Consider the following 13,202-nt stretch of genomic DNA (forward strand, 5'->3'; position numbering starts at 1 on the left):
CGGTGTCAGCCCAGGTCGGGGGCGTGCATGGCACGTACGCCCTCGATGTTGCCGTCCAGGTAATGCCGCAGCGACAGCGGAACGAGATGCACCGAGGCGATGCCGACCCGGGTGAAGGGCACGCGCACGATCTCGTACTCGCCGACGGGCTCGTCCACCTCGGGGCCGTGGCGGAGGGAGGGATCCATGGACTCCAGGCGGCAGACGAAGAAGTGCTGCACCTTCACGCCGGTCGCGCCGCCGTCCTCCCCGATGTGCTCCACGGTGTCCACGAAGCAGGGCACCACGTCGGTGATCTTCGCACCGAGTTCCTCGTACACCTCGCGGTGCAGGGCGTCGACAACGGTCGAGTCGTCGGGCTCGACCCCGCCGCCGGGAGTGAGCCAGTAGGGATCCATGCCCGGCTTGGTGCGCTTGATCAGGATCAGGTCGTCCCCGTCCAGCAGAACGGCACGGGCGGTGCGCTTGACCACGGGTCGGACGGTCATGGGTGAAATGTGGCCCGGTTGGTTCCACGTGAAACATCGCGAAAAGTCACCGGCCGAGCTCTCAGAGTGAGGCGCTGCCCGGGCAGCGGGCATGCGCGCCCGCGCAACCCGGCACCCGCCCTCGGGCGCCTCCTCAGCACCAGTCGGCAGCCGCCCGCTGCAACCACTCGTGGGCCCGCGCGATATGGGGCATCGCGAGCGTCCCTGTGCGCACCACCAGGAAGTACGTGCGCAGTGGCGGCACCGCCGGCTCATGCAGGGCGACGACGTCACCCCGCTCCAACGCGGCCGCGGCCAGATAGCGGGGCAGCACGGCCAGGCCCGCGCCCACGATCGCGCACGCCAGAACCGCACGCAGGTCCGGAACGACGACGGTGCCCGGGGCGGCCGGGCGTGAGTCGAAGACGGAGGCCCAGTAGCGGGAGACGAAGGGCAGCGACTCGTGCACCTCCACCACGGGCACCTGCTCCAGGGCCGGTTCCGGCTTGCCGTCCGGCTGCCCCACGCCGATTTCTTCGGCCCAGCGCGGGGCCGCGACGAGGACGTGCTCTTCGTCGCAGAGCGCAGTCGCCGTGAGCAGGGCACCGCGCGGACGGGCCGTGCTGATGGCCAGATCGTGATGCCCGGCGGAAAGCCCTTCCAGCGTTTCCTCGGCGTTCCCGAAGGAGGCGCGCAAAGCGAAGCCCTGGCCGTCCTCTCCGGTCAACTCCGTGAGGGCGGGCAGGGCTCGTTCTGCGGTGAACTCCGGGGGCCCGGCGAGGTGCAGCGTCCGTAAGGAGGAGTCGTCGTCGAGGCCGGTCTCGGCTATCTCCACCAACGCGTCGAGATGCGGGGCCGCCTTGTGGGCGAGTTCGTCACCGATGCTGGTGGGGGTCACACCGCGGGCCTGCCGCAGGAACAGGGGGCGGCCCAGCTGCCGCTCCAGCGTGCGTATCTGCGAGGTGACGGCCGGCTGCGAGAGGCCGAGCAGAGCGGCGGCGCGGGTGAAGGAACCGGCCCGGTGCACGGTCACGAAGGTCCGCAGCAAGGCCAGATCCACACCGCTCTCCCCTCGTCAGCCCCGCTCCCAGCCCCCGGCCGCGCCCAACTATAAATAAGTCGATAGGTCTCTGTCGTTACTGTGATTGGACACTGACAGAGAGTCAACTAGCCTTGGTCGCGCGGTTCTTGCGCGCGGAACCGGGGGACGGTCCGAGCCACGAGGGGGGAGGCTCGGACCGTCCATGGGGGGAGTCAGGCTGCCGACGCGTCCAGCGCGCGCAGCACATCGGCGACCAGGTCCTGCGGATCCTCGGCGCCGACCGACAGGCGGATGAAGCCTTCCGGCACGGCGTCGCCGCCCCAGCGTCCGCGCCGTTCGGCCGTGGACCGCACTCCGCCGAAGCTCGTCGCGTCGTCCACGAGCCGCAGGGCGTCGAGAAAACGGTCGGCACGCGCGCGCGTGGGCAGGGTGAACGACACCACGCAGCCGTAGCGCCGCATCTGCTGCACGGCGATCTCGTGGGCGGGATCGCCCGGAAGTCCGGGGTAGCGCAGCCCGGTCACCTCGGGCCGCTCGCGCAGCGCCTCGGCGACCGCCAGGGCCGTCGCGCCCTGCCGGTCGACCCGCATCTGGAGCGTCGCGATCGAACGGTGCGCGAGCCAGGCCTCCATCGGACCGGGAACCGCACCGACGATCTTGCGCCAGCGGCGTACGGCGGCCATGGACTCGGGGTTCCGGCCGACGACGTAGCCCAGGAGGAGGTCGCCGTGCCCGGTGAGCTGCTTGGTGCCGCTGGCCACAGCGAAGTCGGCGCCGAGCTCAAGGGGGCGCTGGCCGAGCGGTGTCGCCAGGGTGTTGTCCACGGCCACCAGGGCACCACGCGCGTGTGCCGCCTTTGCGAGCCGCCTGATGTCGCACACGTCGAGGCCGGGGTTCGACGGGGTCTCGATCCACAGCAGCTTCGCGCCGTCGAGAACATCGAGCTGGGCGTCGTCCCGGGTGGGCGCGGTGCGCACCTCGATGCCGTACGCCTCCAGCTGGGCGCGCACCAGGGGCAGCGCCTGGTAACCGTCGTCGGGCAGGACGCACACGTCGCCGGCGCGCAGCTGCGAGAAGAGCACCGCCGAGATCGCGGCCATGCCGGAGGCGAACACGAGCGTCTCGACGCCGTCCTGGCCGGGCGCCTCCAGCTCGCCGACGGCGCGCTCCAGCAGCGTCCAGGTCGGGTTCTCGTCGCGGCCGTAGGTATAGGGGCCGGTGGGCTCGCCCGGCAGGTGGTAGTGGGCGGCGAAGACGGGCCCGGGCAGGGTCGGCTCGTACTTGATCGGCTCGGGCAGCCCGGCCCGCACCGCGCGCGTGCCGTCACCGGCACCCGAGGCCACGCGGGCGGCACCCGCGCCCGCCTGGTCGGCGTCGCGTTCCACGCGGCCCAGGGCATCCGCCCGACCGGCGTCCTCGCCCGTCCGCCGATGCGCGTCGCCCGTCGCGGATTCGCTCATGCCGCCTGTCCCTCCACGTCCTCACGTACGGCGGCGAGCAGGCCCGCGCTCGCCGCCTCCACCATCTCCAGGCACTCCTCGAAGCCCTCGGCGCCCCCGTAGTAGGGGTCCGGTACGTCGAGGTCGTCGCCGGCCGCCGGATCGTACGAACGCAGCAGACGCACCTTCTGCGCGTCCTGTTCCGTGGGCGCGAGGCGGCGCAGCGCCCTGAGGTGGCCGGAGTCGAGGGCGACGACCAGGTCGAGGCGGGAGAACCACGACGGCTGGAACCGCCGGGCCGTGTGGCCGGTGGCGTAGCCGTTCTCCTCCAGGACGGCCACCGTGCGCGGATCGGCGCCGTCGCCCTCGTGCCAGCCACCCGTGCCGGCGCTGTCGACCTCGACCATCCCGTCGAGACCGGCCTCCGCCACACGCGCGCGGAAGACGATCTCGGCCATCGGGGAACGGCAGATGTTGCCCGTGCAGACGAAGCAGACGCGGTACGTCATAGGCGCTCAGTCCTTGTCGGGCAGGACGACGTGCAGAGCCCACGAGACGACCGAGATGATCAGTCCGCCCAGGACGGCCGTCCAGAAGCCCTCCACGTGGAAGCTGACGTCGAGCTTGTCGGCCAGCCACGAGGTGAGCAGCAGCATCAGCGCGTTGACGACCAGAGTGAACAGGCCGAGCGTCAGTATCAGCAGCGGGAGGCTGAGGAGCTTGACGACCGGCTTGACCAGGAAGTTCACCAGGCCGAAGATCAGCGCGACGATAATCAGGGTGCCGATCTTCTTGCCCGTGCTGTCACCGGTCAGGGTGATCTTGTCGAGCAGCCAAACGGCGACCGCCAGGGCACCCGCGTTGGCGATCGTCTTGACTACAAAATTCATCATGTGTCTGATCGTGGCAGACCTGATCGGACATGGGGACACGAGGCAGGGGCGGACAAAACGATGAAGGTATTCAGGCTCGACGAACTGGAGGCGGAGCGCGCCGCCAACGAGGGCGCCTACCTGCAGTTTCTGCGGGAGCAGAACATGTCGGTCGGCCTGTACGCCCTCGATGCGGGCGACCAGGATCCACAGAAGCCGCACAATCAGGACGAGGTCTACTTCGTTGTGAGCGGCCGTGCCGCGATCACGGTCGGGCTGGAGACGACGCAGGTGGCGCGCGGCAGCGTGATCTACGTGCCGGCCGGTGTCGCGCACAAGTTCCACCACATCACCGAGGACCTCAGGGTTCTCGTGGTCTTCTCTCCCCCCGAGAGCTGACGAGCCCTCTCGGGGTTCCCTAGGGGTTCGGTCAGGGGAGGACAAGGGATGCGAGGCCCCCGCAGGGCCCCCTCCCGGACCTAGCATCGAGTGCAGGACATCAGGAGTCCGCAAGACACCGACAGGACCCGGCACTCGGACGGGCGGAGAGGTAAGGACGAGGGCGATGCGAGAGATCTTCACGGGACTGCCGTGGTGGGTGAAGTGGATCGCGGTGCCGGTCATCGCCCTCGTCGTGTTCGGCGGGCTGATCGCCAGCGTGGTCGGGTTCGTCATCGGCTTGCTCTTCAAGGTGCTGGTCTTCGTGGCACTGGTCGGCGGACTGATCTACGTCGTACGCAAGTTCACGTCGAGCTCTTCGTCGCGCAGCGACTGGTGAGGCCGGTGGGAAACCGGTGGGGGTAGCGGGAAACGCCCGGGGTCACCGGTTCCCTCGGCCGGGGGAAGTTTCCGTTCCGGGCCGTCTGCGTGCGGTGGCAGACGAATAGAGTCCGGAACTCGACGCGGGGACATCCCCCGTGAGCGGCGTACACCCCCACCCGTGTCCATCGGCACGGTCTGCCCCCTCGCGCTTCGGGAGTGACCCTTGGCCCCGGCTGACACCGCACCTGTCCACCTGCACACCGTCCCCGCCCAACCCCGCTCGGCGCCCCCCTCCGAGCAACCGCCTCCCGCCACGCCACCTCCTCCGGCGACCCTCATCGGATCCGTGCAGCGCGCGATGCGCCTGCTGGAGACCGTCGCAGCGCACGAATACGGCGCCCCCGCCAAGCAACTGGCCCGGGAGACCGGGCTGGCCCTGCCCACGACCTACCACCTGCTGCGCACCCTCGTGCACGAGGGCTATCTGCACCGGGACAAGGGCCTGTTCTTCCTCGGTGCGGCCGCCGAGCGGCTGAGCAGCAGCGGGGCACGGCAGAAACGTCGCACCACGGTCGTCGACGCGCTCGCGCACTGGCGGGACGTACTCGGTGTCCCCGTGTACTACGCGGTGTACCGCGAGGGTGAGATCGAGGTCATGTGTGTCTCCGACACCCCGGGCAATCCCGCCGTCGAGGAGTGGGCCGACTTCCGGGAGACCGGGCACGCCCACGCCATCGGGCAGTGCCTGTTGTCCCAGCTGGACGAGGAGGCCCGCCGGGACCACCTCGACCGCTATCCGGTGACGGCCCTCACGCCGTACACCGTGCGGGACAACCACAGCCTGCTGCGCCGTCTGGAGCGGGTGCGGAGGATGGAACCCGTGACCGAGCGTCAGGAGTACGCCCTGGGCGCCGTCTGTGCGGCGATCCCCCTCACGCTCGGCACGACGGCCGCGACGATGGCCATCTCCCTGCCCGCCCACCAGGAGCACCGGCTGCTCCCGGCGGCCCGGCAGTTGCAGCGCGAGATCGGGAGTCTGCTCGGTTCGCTCGCGCTCTCTATCAGTATGTGAAAACTCACTCCTTGTGATCTGCTGTGTACGTTCAGCAAGATTCCACCAAGTGTCAGAGGTTCGTTCCCGGCCAGTCCACGGCGAATGACGGGGTTAGCGATGCGCGAGTCCGTACAGGCAGAGGTCATGATGAGCTTTCTCGTGTCCGAGGAGCTCTCCTTCCGCATTCCGGTGGAACTGCGCTATGAGACCAGTGATCCCTATGCCGTCAGGCTGACCTTCCACTTGCCCGGTGATGCCCCGGTGACCTGGGCTTTCGGCCGGGAGTTGCTGATCGACGGGGTGGGCCGGCCGTGCGGGGAGGGCGATGTGCGGGTCACGCCCGTCGAACCGGACTCGCTGGGCGAGGTGTTGATCCGGCTTCAGGTGGGCAGTGACCAGGCGCTGTTCCGGTCCTCGACGGCACCGCTGGTCGCCTTCCTCGACCGCACCGACAAGCTGGTCCCGCTGGGCCAGGAGGGCTCCCTCGCCGACTTCGACGCCCACCTCGACGAGGCGCTGGACCGCATCCTGGCGGAACAGGGCGCCGGCTGAGACATCCGTCGGGCGGCACGGTGGAGTAACGCTTCACCGGATGCCGCCGAACTGTGCAGGAACGCTTCTCCGTACGGCGGGGCAGCCAAGCCCCCGAGTCCGAGAGCCGTCAGCGCTTGCGGCGCCGGCCCTTCCCCCCGCGTGCTGCCGGGACCGCGGGGGCCTCCACAGCGGGCTGCGCTCCCGGGCGGTCGGCCGAGACCACCAGCGCGGCCAGGGCCGTGGTGACCGGCACCGAGGCCACCAGGCCGATCGAACCGACCAGCGTGCGCACGATCTCCTCCGCGACCAACTCGCTGTTGGCGACCGTCCCCACACCGCTCTGCGCGATGGAGAACAGCAGGAGCAGCGGCAGCGCGGCGCCCGCGTACGCGAGGACGAGGGTGTTGACGACCGAGGCGATGTGGTCGCGGCCGATCCGGATCCCCGCGCGGTAGAGGCCACGCCAGCCCATGGCCGGGTTGGCCTCGTGCAGCTCCCAGACCGCCGACGTCTGCGTGACCGTCACGTCGTCGAGCACACCGAGCGATCCGATGATGACGCCCGCGAGCAGCAGACCGCTCATGTCGATCGTCGGGTAGAGGCCATGGATCAGACCGGTGTTGTCGTCGGTGTTGCCGGACAGCGCGGCCCAGTCGATGAACAGCGAGCCCAGGACGCCGATCAGCAGCAGCGAGACGAGGGTGCCGAGCACCGCCACGGAGGTCCGGGCGGACAGGCCGTGACACAGATACAGGGCGATGAGCATGATGGCGCTCGCGCCCACCACCGCCACGAGGAGCGGGTTCGAGCCCTGCAGGATCGCGGGCAGGATGAAGAAGTTCAGCACCAGGAAGCTGATGGCCAGCGCGACCAGCGCCATGACACCCCGCAGTCGCCCGACGACCACGACGGCGAGGGCGAAGATACCGGCGAGCAGCGCCATGGGCAGCCGGCGGTTGATGTCGGTGACCGAGTACTGGAGGTCCTTCGGTGCGGAGGGCTCGTAGGCGACCACGACCTCCTGGCCCTCGTGCAACTGGCGGGACTGGTCCGGCTGGACGATCTCCGTGAAGGTACGGCCCTTGTCCTTGCCGCTGTCGACCCGGATCGTCGCCCGCTTGCAGGTGCCCCTCTCCTGTTGCACAGCGGAGGAACCCTCGGCGGTGGAGGTGTCGCCGGTCGGCGGGACGCCCGAGGCGCCGGCCTCCTTGCAGCTCACCGCCACGACCTTGGTGACCGAGGCATCCTGTGTCTGCCGGTCGAACCCGACGCCGGTGCGCTCGTGCGGCGGGGCGCCGCCCGGCCACAGCACGGCGAGACCGACCAGCACCGCGGCGGCGAACGGGATCAGGACCGCCGCGATGACCTTGCGCAGGTGCAGGGAGACGGGCGTGGCAGGACCGTGGTGGTGACCGTGCGAGTGCCCCTGCCCGCCACCCGGCTCGGAGCCGGGTCGGCTTCCGTTGCCGGGACCGTGCCCGTCGCCGCCACTGCCGTGCCCGTCGCCACTGCCGTGCCCGTCGCCTCCGCCGGGACCGTGGCCTCCGCCCTGCCCGTCGCCTCCGCTGTACCCGTCCCCTCCGCCCGGCCTGTCGCCTCTGCCGTGCCCGTGCCCGTAGCCGTCGCCTTCCCCGGAGCCAGAACCGGAGCCGTGCCAGCTCTCGGAACCGGCACCATACGAACCGGCAGGACCTGCCGGACCGGCGGTAACGGCCGGACCCGCACCCTGCGCGCTCCCGGGACCGGGCCGGTGCCCCTGCGCCTGGCCCCGGGCAGGCCCGAGCCCGCCCCCGGCGGCGAAATCGTGCTCGTGTCCACGGCCGTTGCCGTTGCCGGCGCCGGACCCGCGGGGCGGTTCGGGCGGTGGGTAAGGAGGACGCTGCGTCGTGGTCACCGACCGATCATCGCAAGAACGAGGGGGGCCCTCTGTTCACCGCGCCAGAATTGCCGCTAGCGTGGAGGCACCTTTTGTACACGCGGGAGCTCGGAGCACCGGGCTGAGAGGGCGCTGACCTCCGTCCCAGCGATGTTTCACATGAAACATCACCGAAGTCGAGTGATGTTTCACACGGAACGTCGGCAGACGGAAGCCGCTGCGTCGACCGCCGAACCTGTTACCGGGTAATGCCGGCGTAGGGAGTAGGTCTCATGACCAACAAGGACGCACGCACGCCTGCCTCCGTTCAGGACGCACAGTCCGAGGAGGCCGGGAAGTCCATCGGCTGGCACAAGGCGTACGTCGAGGGCAGCCGCCCCGACCTGCGGGTGCCGGTCCGCCAGGTGCATCTCACCAACGGGCAGTCGGTCACCCTGTACGACACGTCCGGCCCGTACACCGATCCGCACGTCGACACCGACGTCCGCAGGGGCCTGTTGCCGCTGCGCGAGAACTGGATCATCGCCCGTGGCGACACCGAGGAGTACGCGGGCCGGCCCGTCCGCCCCGAGGACGACGGCGTCAAGCACACCTCGCCGCGCGGCGGCCTGCGTAACCTGGACGCCGTCTTCCCCGGCCGGCCGCGCCAGCCGCGCCGCAGCAAGGACGGCAAGGCGGTCACCCAGCTCGCGTACGCCCGACGCGGCGAGATCACGCCCGAGATGGAGTATGTGGCCATCCGGGAGAACGTGACGCCCGAGGTGGTGCGTGACGAGATCGCGGCGGGCCGGGCGGTGCTGCCGGCCAACGTCAACCACCCGGAGATCGAGCCGATGATCATCGGCAAGCGGTTCCTGGTGAAGGTCAACGCCAACATCGGCAACTCGGCGGTGACGTCCTCGATCGAGGAGGAGGTCGAGAAGATGACCTGGGCGACCCGCTGGGGCGCCGACACGGTCATGGACCTGTCCACCGGCCGCAACATCCACACCACGCGCGAGTGGGTGCTGCGCAACTCCCCCGTCCCGATCGGCACCGTGCCCCTCTACCAGGCCCTGGAGAAGGTCGACGGCCGGGCCGAGGAGCTGACCTGGGAAATCTACAAGGACACGGTCATCGAACAGGCCGAGCAGGGCGTGGACTACATGACGGTCCACGCGGGCGTGCGCCTGCCGTACGTGCCGCTGACGGCCAACCGCAAGACCGGCATCGTCTCGCGCGGCGGCTCGATCATGGCGGCCTGGTGCCTCGCGCACCACAAGGAGTCGTTCCTGTACGAGCACTTCGAGGAGCTCTGCGAGATCCTCGCCGCGTACGACGTGACGTACTCCCTCGGTGACGGCCTGCGGCCGGGCTCGATCGCGGACGCCAACGACGAGGCGCAGTTCGCGGAGTTGCGCACGCTCGGGGAACTCAACCGGATCGCGAAGCGTTTCAACGTACAGACCATGATCGAGGGCCCGGGCCATGTCCCGATGCACAAGATCAAGGAGAACATCGACCTTCAGCAGGAGATCTGCGATGAAGCTCCGTTCTATACGCTCGGCCCGCTGACCACGGACGTCGCGCCGGCGTACGACCACATCACCTCCGGCATCGGCGCCGCGATGATCGCCTGGTGGGGCACGGCCATGCTGTGTTACGTCACACCCAAGGAGCACCTGGGCCTGCCGAACCGTGACGACGTCAAGACCGGCGTCATCACCTACAAGATCGCCGCCCACGCAGCGGATCTCGCCAAGGGCCACCCGGGTGCCCAGGAGTGGGACGACGCGCTGTCCGACGCCCGTTTCGAGTTCCGGTGGGAGGACCAGTTCAACCTCGCCCTCGACCCGGACACGGCACGGGAGTTCCACGACGAGACCCTGCCGGCGGAGCCCGCCAAGACGGCTCACTTCTGCTCGATGTGCGGTCCCAAGTTCTGCAGCATGAAGATTAGCCAAAGCATCACAGAGCGGTTCGGTGGCGCGGTGGCTGAGGGAGCCTCGTCCGAGGAGATCGCTGAGGGGATGCTCCAGAAGTCGAAGGAGTTCGCGGCGAGCGGGAACCGGGTGTACTTGCCGATGGTCGACTGAGGACCACTGACCGTTCTGCTGGTTCGCTCCTCCTGCTGTCCACAGACGAGGTCGGAGGGGCGAGCCGGGCCCTCTAACGGGTATCCCTATGTAGGGACTGGCGCCTATCGCAGGGGGAGAGACAAAGTGACGGCTGATGAGGCATGTGAGGTGCACCGGTGACCGGCGCAGGTCAGCAACCGGAGGACTTCCACTTCCCGGCCCTCGTCAACGGCCTCGACTTCCTAGTGAGTGCCGTCGGCTCACTGTCTGGTGACAACGGGCAGCCGGGGCCGCGCGATGTGAAGTACGCGGTCCTACACCTCCAGGCCGCGGTCGAGACGCTGCTGAAGGCCCGGCTGGAGATGCACGATCCCGCGCTGGTGTGGACAAGGGTGGACTCGTTCGACCAGCGCAAGCACGAGGCCGGCGACTTCAGCAGTTGTGGTGTGAAGACAGCCATTGAACGCCTGCGCAGCGCCGTACAGATCGAGAGCGAGATCGACCCGGAGGACGACAGCCTCAGGGCACTCGGCAGCCTGCGCAACCGCATCATGCACTTCGGGTGGAGGGACACCGTAGTCGCCGTACAGGCTCGGACCGTGCCCGTGCTTGATCTGCTGGTCGGCTTCATCAATACCGACGTCCTACCTCACGTCGACCAGCACGACGAGGCGTGGTCGGCCGAACGACAAATGGAACAGGTCAGGGCCGGCTTCAAGCACCTCACGGACTTCATCGCGCTTCGCATGCAGGCGCTGCACGGCCAACTGAGCCGCTACGAACGCTCGACTGCCGCATGCCGGTCTTGCGGTCAGTTCGCTGTCGTGCTCGACGGCGGAGCACACGATCTCGCCTGTCTCCTGTGCGGCAAGCAATACGGCACCGGTGCAGATGCGGCCTGGGAGTACATCGGATCCAGCAGGTACGTCAGCGTCACCCAAGGGGAAGGTGACCTCAACGGCTGTGGCAGTTGCGGCTCCTACTCCGTGATCAGCACTCCGCTGGCCAACTCCCCTGCAGAGGACTCCTGGATCTGTTTCGACTGCGGATCGACCCACGAAGGCGTCTGTACCTTCTGCGACCAGGCCGCTGATCTCGTCCCAGAGATGGACATGTGCAGGGACTGTTACGAGATTCGCCTCGACAACTTCTGAGGGATCAGTCCAGGTGAACATCGATGAGCTGCCCGGACACGCACACGACTGCGCAAAGCTACCGGTATCGACGACGGCTTCCGCCTTCCCGCCCCCATCTTGCTGACTGCGAGCCATCCCCCGACGCATGCGCGGACATGACGCCCGACTCGCCGCTCTGCACACCTCCCTGCCAGCACGGACGTTGAAGGCCCCGACGCAGCGATCCTCTTCCATCAGTCCTGGGTTACGCGACGGGGCACGCCGAGGCGAGATGGGAGGAGCGGGACATCGTCCAGGCCCAGCACCGCCAGCGCTGAGAACGCGGACCAGTGTGATCAGTGGCGGTGGACGGCCCTCTTCTCTGCTGGCCAGGGGACGGGGACGGTACACGATGGGCAGCGCAGCGATCTCCTTGATTCGCTGACACCACCATCGATCTCTTGAGATAGTCATCGGGTGACGAACCCTCACCGTTCCTCCGCCGCTTCCCATATCCCTTGGAAGGCCATCTCAGGGGAAGTACTGGAAGAACTCGTCTTCCAGCTAGTGGACGCGATGGGCGCGAAGGAAGTCTCCTGGCGCTCCGGCGGCATGGGTGTGACCAATTCGGACGGCGGAAGAGATATAGAAGCGACCTTTTACACGCTATCACCAGACGACGAGCCTCGACGAGAGAGGTGGTGGATGGAGTGTAAAGGAAGAAGCGCAACTGTACCGAAGTCCGCTGTCATCAATGCCACGCATAATGCTTCCGCTTATGCATCGGATGTGGACCGCCTTGTAATCGTCTCGAATTCAAGCTTCAGCAACCCGACCGTCGATTGGGTTGACGCCTGGAACTCCTCTCCGGCGAATCTTCCTAAGGTATCCCTTTGGGGCAGGGAAAAGCTCGAAATTCAGATCCGCAAGTACCCTGTTGCGGCGGCGAGGGTAGTGCCAGATTCAATTGAGTCGAGTAAGAGGGTCGAACTCCTTTTTGCCTATTTCACGGAATCTGGGATAGCGCCGAGGGTAAGCGACTTGCGTTATTTTTGGGAGCATTTCAGTGGCGCCCCAGAGGAGATTGAAACTCCTTGGCTTGCCATGTTTGCCTATAGTGAAATCCTGCATGGAGATCTGGCAGACCGCCCGTGGGGTGTACTGGTTTCCAATAGGTCTGCAGCTGAAGTGGCACTGCATGCGTTGGTAACTCTGCCTATGATCTGCGCTACCACCCACGGGCTTGATGCTGCTAAGGCCACGGCGGCATCTAGCTACTTGCTCCAATGCGTCGTTTGCAATCTGCCGCCTGCGGTTTCGTCTCTAATCATCAATGATCCATTCCGTTTCGTAAAAGGGAAGTCGGTCGACTCTCCTGAAGAGTGGCACGAAATCGCCACGGCGCCCATCCTTTCTCTTCTGCTTCGTGAGCTGGGTGACGCATGCGCGTCCGATTGCAGCAGGATTTTCTGCGACTTGCGAGCCCTCCCCGAAGAGCCCGCAGGCCCACAGTTCTGGACCCGTTTCGGCGCTGAAGGTCAGGACAATCGGGACTCGGTGCTCATCGTTGAAGATTATTCGGTCGCGTGCGCTGTAGGGCTTCCTCTCGGCAAAGAGCGGAATTGTCCCCTTTTTGTAGCGCCGGAAGAAGTGACTCCTGAGCTTATTGAGGATCTCGCTCACGTGATCATGGCAAGAGTGGAGCGGCCATCCGGACGTTTGAAGGAACTGGTTGGCGATGAGCCTGCAGAATTGCTGAACAGCGCGAGAGAAAAAATCGCGTCGTCACGAGAGCCGGAGTTTCGATTTCAGGGGCGTGAAAGTTTGCCTGCGCATCTAGAAAGCTTGATGAAACTCGGAATCTCTCGAAAGTTGATCAAGTTGGAGACGAGAGAAATTAGACGCGCTTTTCGAAAATTCGCGACAGCTGCCGATCGGCGTGCTGAGTACGGCGAAATTTTGGACTAGCTTGGCATGCGGTGAT

13 protein-coding genes and 1 riboswitch are annotated in these 13,202 nt (G+C 67.2%); of the genes, 7 read left to right on the forward strand and 6 right to left on the reverse strand.

The genetic code is table 11. From position 1 onward, the window contains the following. Window positions 1-5: 5 nt before the first annotated feature. The 5 genes from ACFZDA_RS29865 to ACFZDA_RS29885 all read right to left on the reverse strand — a co-directional run bounded on the left by ACFZDA_RS29865 (window position 6) and on the right by ACFZDA_RS29885 (window position 3,841). Complete coding sequence (locus ACFZDA_RS29865; RefSeq protein ID WP_086560458.1) at window positions 6-488, reverse strand: NUDIX domain-containing protein; 483 nt, start codon at window positions 486-488, stop codon at window positions 6-8. 133 nt (window positions 489-621) lie between these two features. Continuing rightward, a complete protein-coding gene (locus ACFZDA_RS29870; protein WP_391087574.1) occupies window positions 622-1,527 on the reverse strand; it encodes a LysR substrate-binding domain-containing protein in 906 nt (301 codons plus the stop codon). Window positions 1,528-1,721: 194 nt separating this feature from the next. Next, on the reverse strand, window positions 1,722-2,969 hold the full coding sequence (locus ACFZDA_RS29875) for a cystathionine gamma-lyase (protein ID WP_391087578.1): 1,248 nt from the start codon (window positions 2,967-2,969) through the stop codon (window positions 1,722-1,724). Beyond that, window positions 2,966-3,457: a low molecular weight protein-tyrosine-phosphatase gene (locus ACFZDA_RS29880; protein ID WP_391087581.1), complete on the reverse strand. Its 492-nt coding sequence runs from the start codon at window positions 3,455-3,457 to the stop codon at window positions 2,966-2,968. Before ACFZDA_RS29880 ends, ACFZDA_RS29875 begins: the two co-directional genes overlap by 4 nt. Window positions 3,458-3,463: 6 nt before the next feature. Further along, complete coding sequence (locus ACFZDA_RS29885; protein ID WP_391087584.1) at window positions 3,464-3,841, reverse strand: phage holin family protein; 378 nt, start codon at window positions 3,839-3,841, stop codon at window positions 3,464-3,466. Window positions 3,842-3,901: 60 nt separating this feature from the next. Here ACFZDA_RS29885 and ACFZDA_RS29890 point away from each other — a divergent pair, with 60 nt between their 5' ends. The 4 genes from ACFZDA_RS29890 to ACFZDA_RS29905 all read left to right on the forward strand — a co-directional run bounded on the left by ACFZDA_RS29890 (window position 3,902) and on the right by ACFZDA_RS29905 (window position 6,188). Continuing rightward, window positions 3,902-4,219: a cupin domain-containing protein gene (locus tag ACFZDA_RS29890; protein ID WP_086560453.1), complete on the forward strand. Its 318-nt coding sequence runs from the start codon at window positions 3,902-3,904 to the stop codon at window positions 4,217-4,219. A gap of 166 nt (window positions 4,220-4,385) precedes the next feature. After that, window positions 4,386-4,598, forward strand: coding sequence for a DUF5326 family protein (locus tag ACFZDA_RS29895; RefSeq protein ID WP_020271174.1), 213 nt, complete (start codon window positions 4,386-4,388; stop codon window positions 4,596-4,598). A gap of 207 nt (window positions 4,599-4,805) precedes the next feature. Next, window positions 4,806-5,654 (forward strand): IclR family transcriptional regulator C-terminal domain-containing protein, encoded by an 849-nt coding sequence (locus ACFZDA_RS29900; protein ID WP_391087589.1) that lies wholly within the window; start codon window positions 4,806-4,808, stop codon window positions 5,652-5,654. A 99-nt stretch (window positions 5,655-5,753) separates the two neighbouring features. Further along, window positions 5,754-6,188 (forward strand): SsgA family sporulation/cell division regulator, encoded by a 435-nt coding sequence (locus ACFZDA_RS29905; protein WP_020271172.1) that lies wholly within the window; start codon window positions 5,754-5,756, stop codon window positions 6,186-6,188. 109 nt (window positions 6,189-6,297) lie between these two features. Here ACFZDA_RS29905 and ACFZDA_RS29910 read toward each other — a convergent pair whose 3' ends face one another. After that, on the reverse strand, window positions 6,298-8,064 hold the full coding sequence (locus tag ACFZDA_RS29910) for a YibE/F family protein (RefSeq protein WP_391087599.1): 1,767 nt from the start codon (window positions 8,062-8,064) through the stop codon (window positions 6,298-6,300). Window positions 8,065-8,136: 72 nt separating this feature from the next. Further along, window positions 8,137-8,326, forward strand: a riboswitch (TPP riboswitch). On the opposite strand from ACFZDA_RS29910, the gene thiC reads away from it, so the two are divergent. The 3 genes from thiC (at window position 8,319) to ACFZDA_RS29925 (ending at window position 13,186) form a co-directional block, all read left to right on the forward strand. After that, complete coding sequence (gene thiC, locus ACFZDA_RS29915) at window positions 8,319-10,121, forward strand: phosphomethylpyrimidine synthase ThiC (RefSeq protein WP_391087602.1); 1,803 nt, start codon at window positions 8,319-8,321, stop codon at window positions 10,119-10,121. (Overlaps the previous riboswitch by 8 nt.) A gap of 158 nt (window positions 10,122-10,279) precedes the next feature. Then, entirely contained in the window at window positions 10,280-11,257 is a 978-nt protein-coding gene (locus ACFZDA_RS29920) for a hypothetical protein (RefSeq protein ID WP_391087604.1), read from the forward strand. Window positions 11,258-11,695: 438 nt separating this feature from the next. Beyond that, window positions 11,696-13,186 (forward strand): restriction endonuclease, encoded by a 1,491-nt coding sequence (locus tag ACFZDA_RS29925; RefSeq protein ID WP_391087607.1) that lies wholly within the window; start codon window positions 11,696-11,698, stop codon window positions 13,184-13,186. Window positions 13,187-13,202 lie beyond the last annotated feature (16 nt).

The sequence above is a fragment of the Streptomyces sp. NPDC007991 genome, assembly GCF_042958445.1.
In the GTDB taxonomy this organism is placed as follows: Bacteria; Actinomycetota; Actinomycetes; order Streptomycetales; family Streptomycetaceae; genus Streptomyces.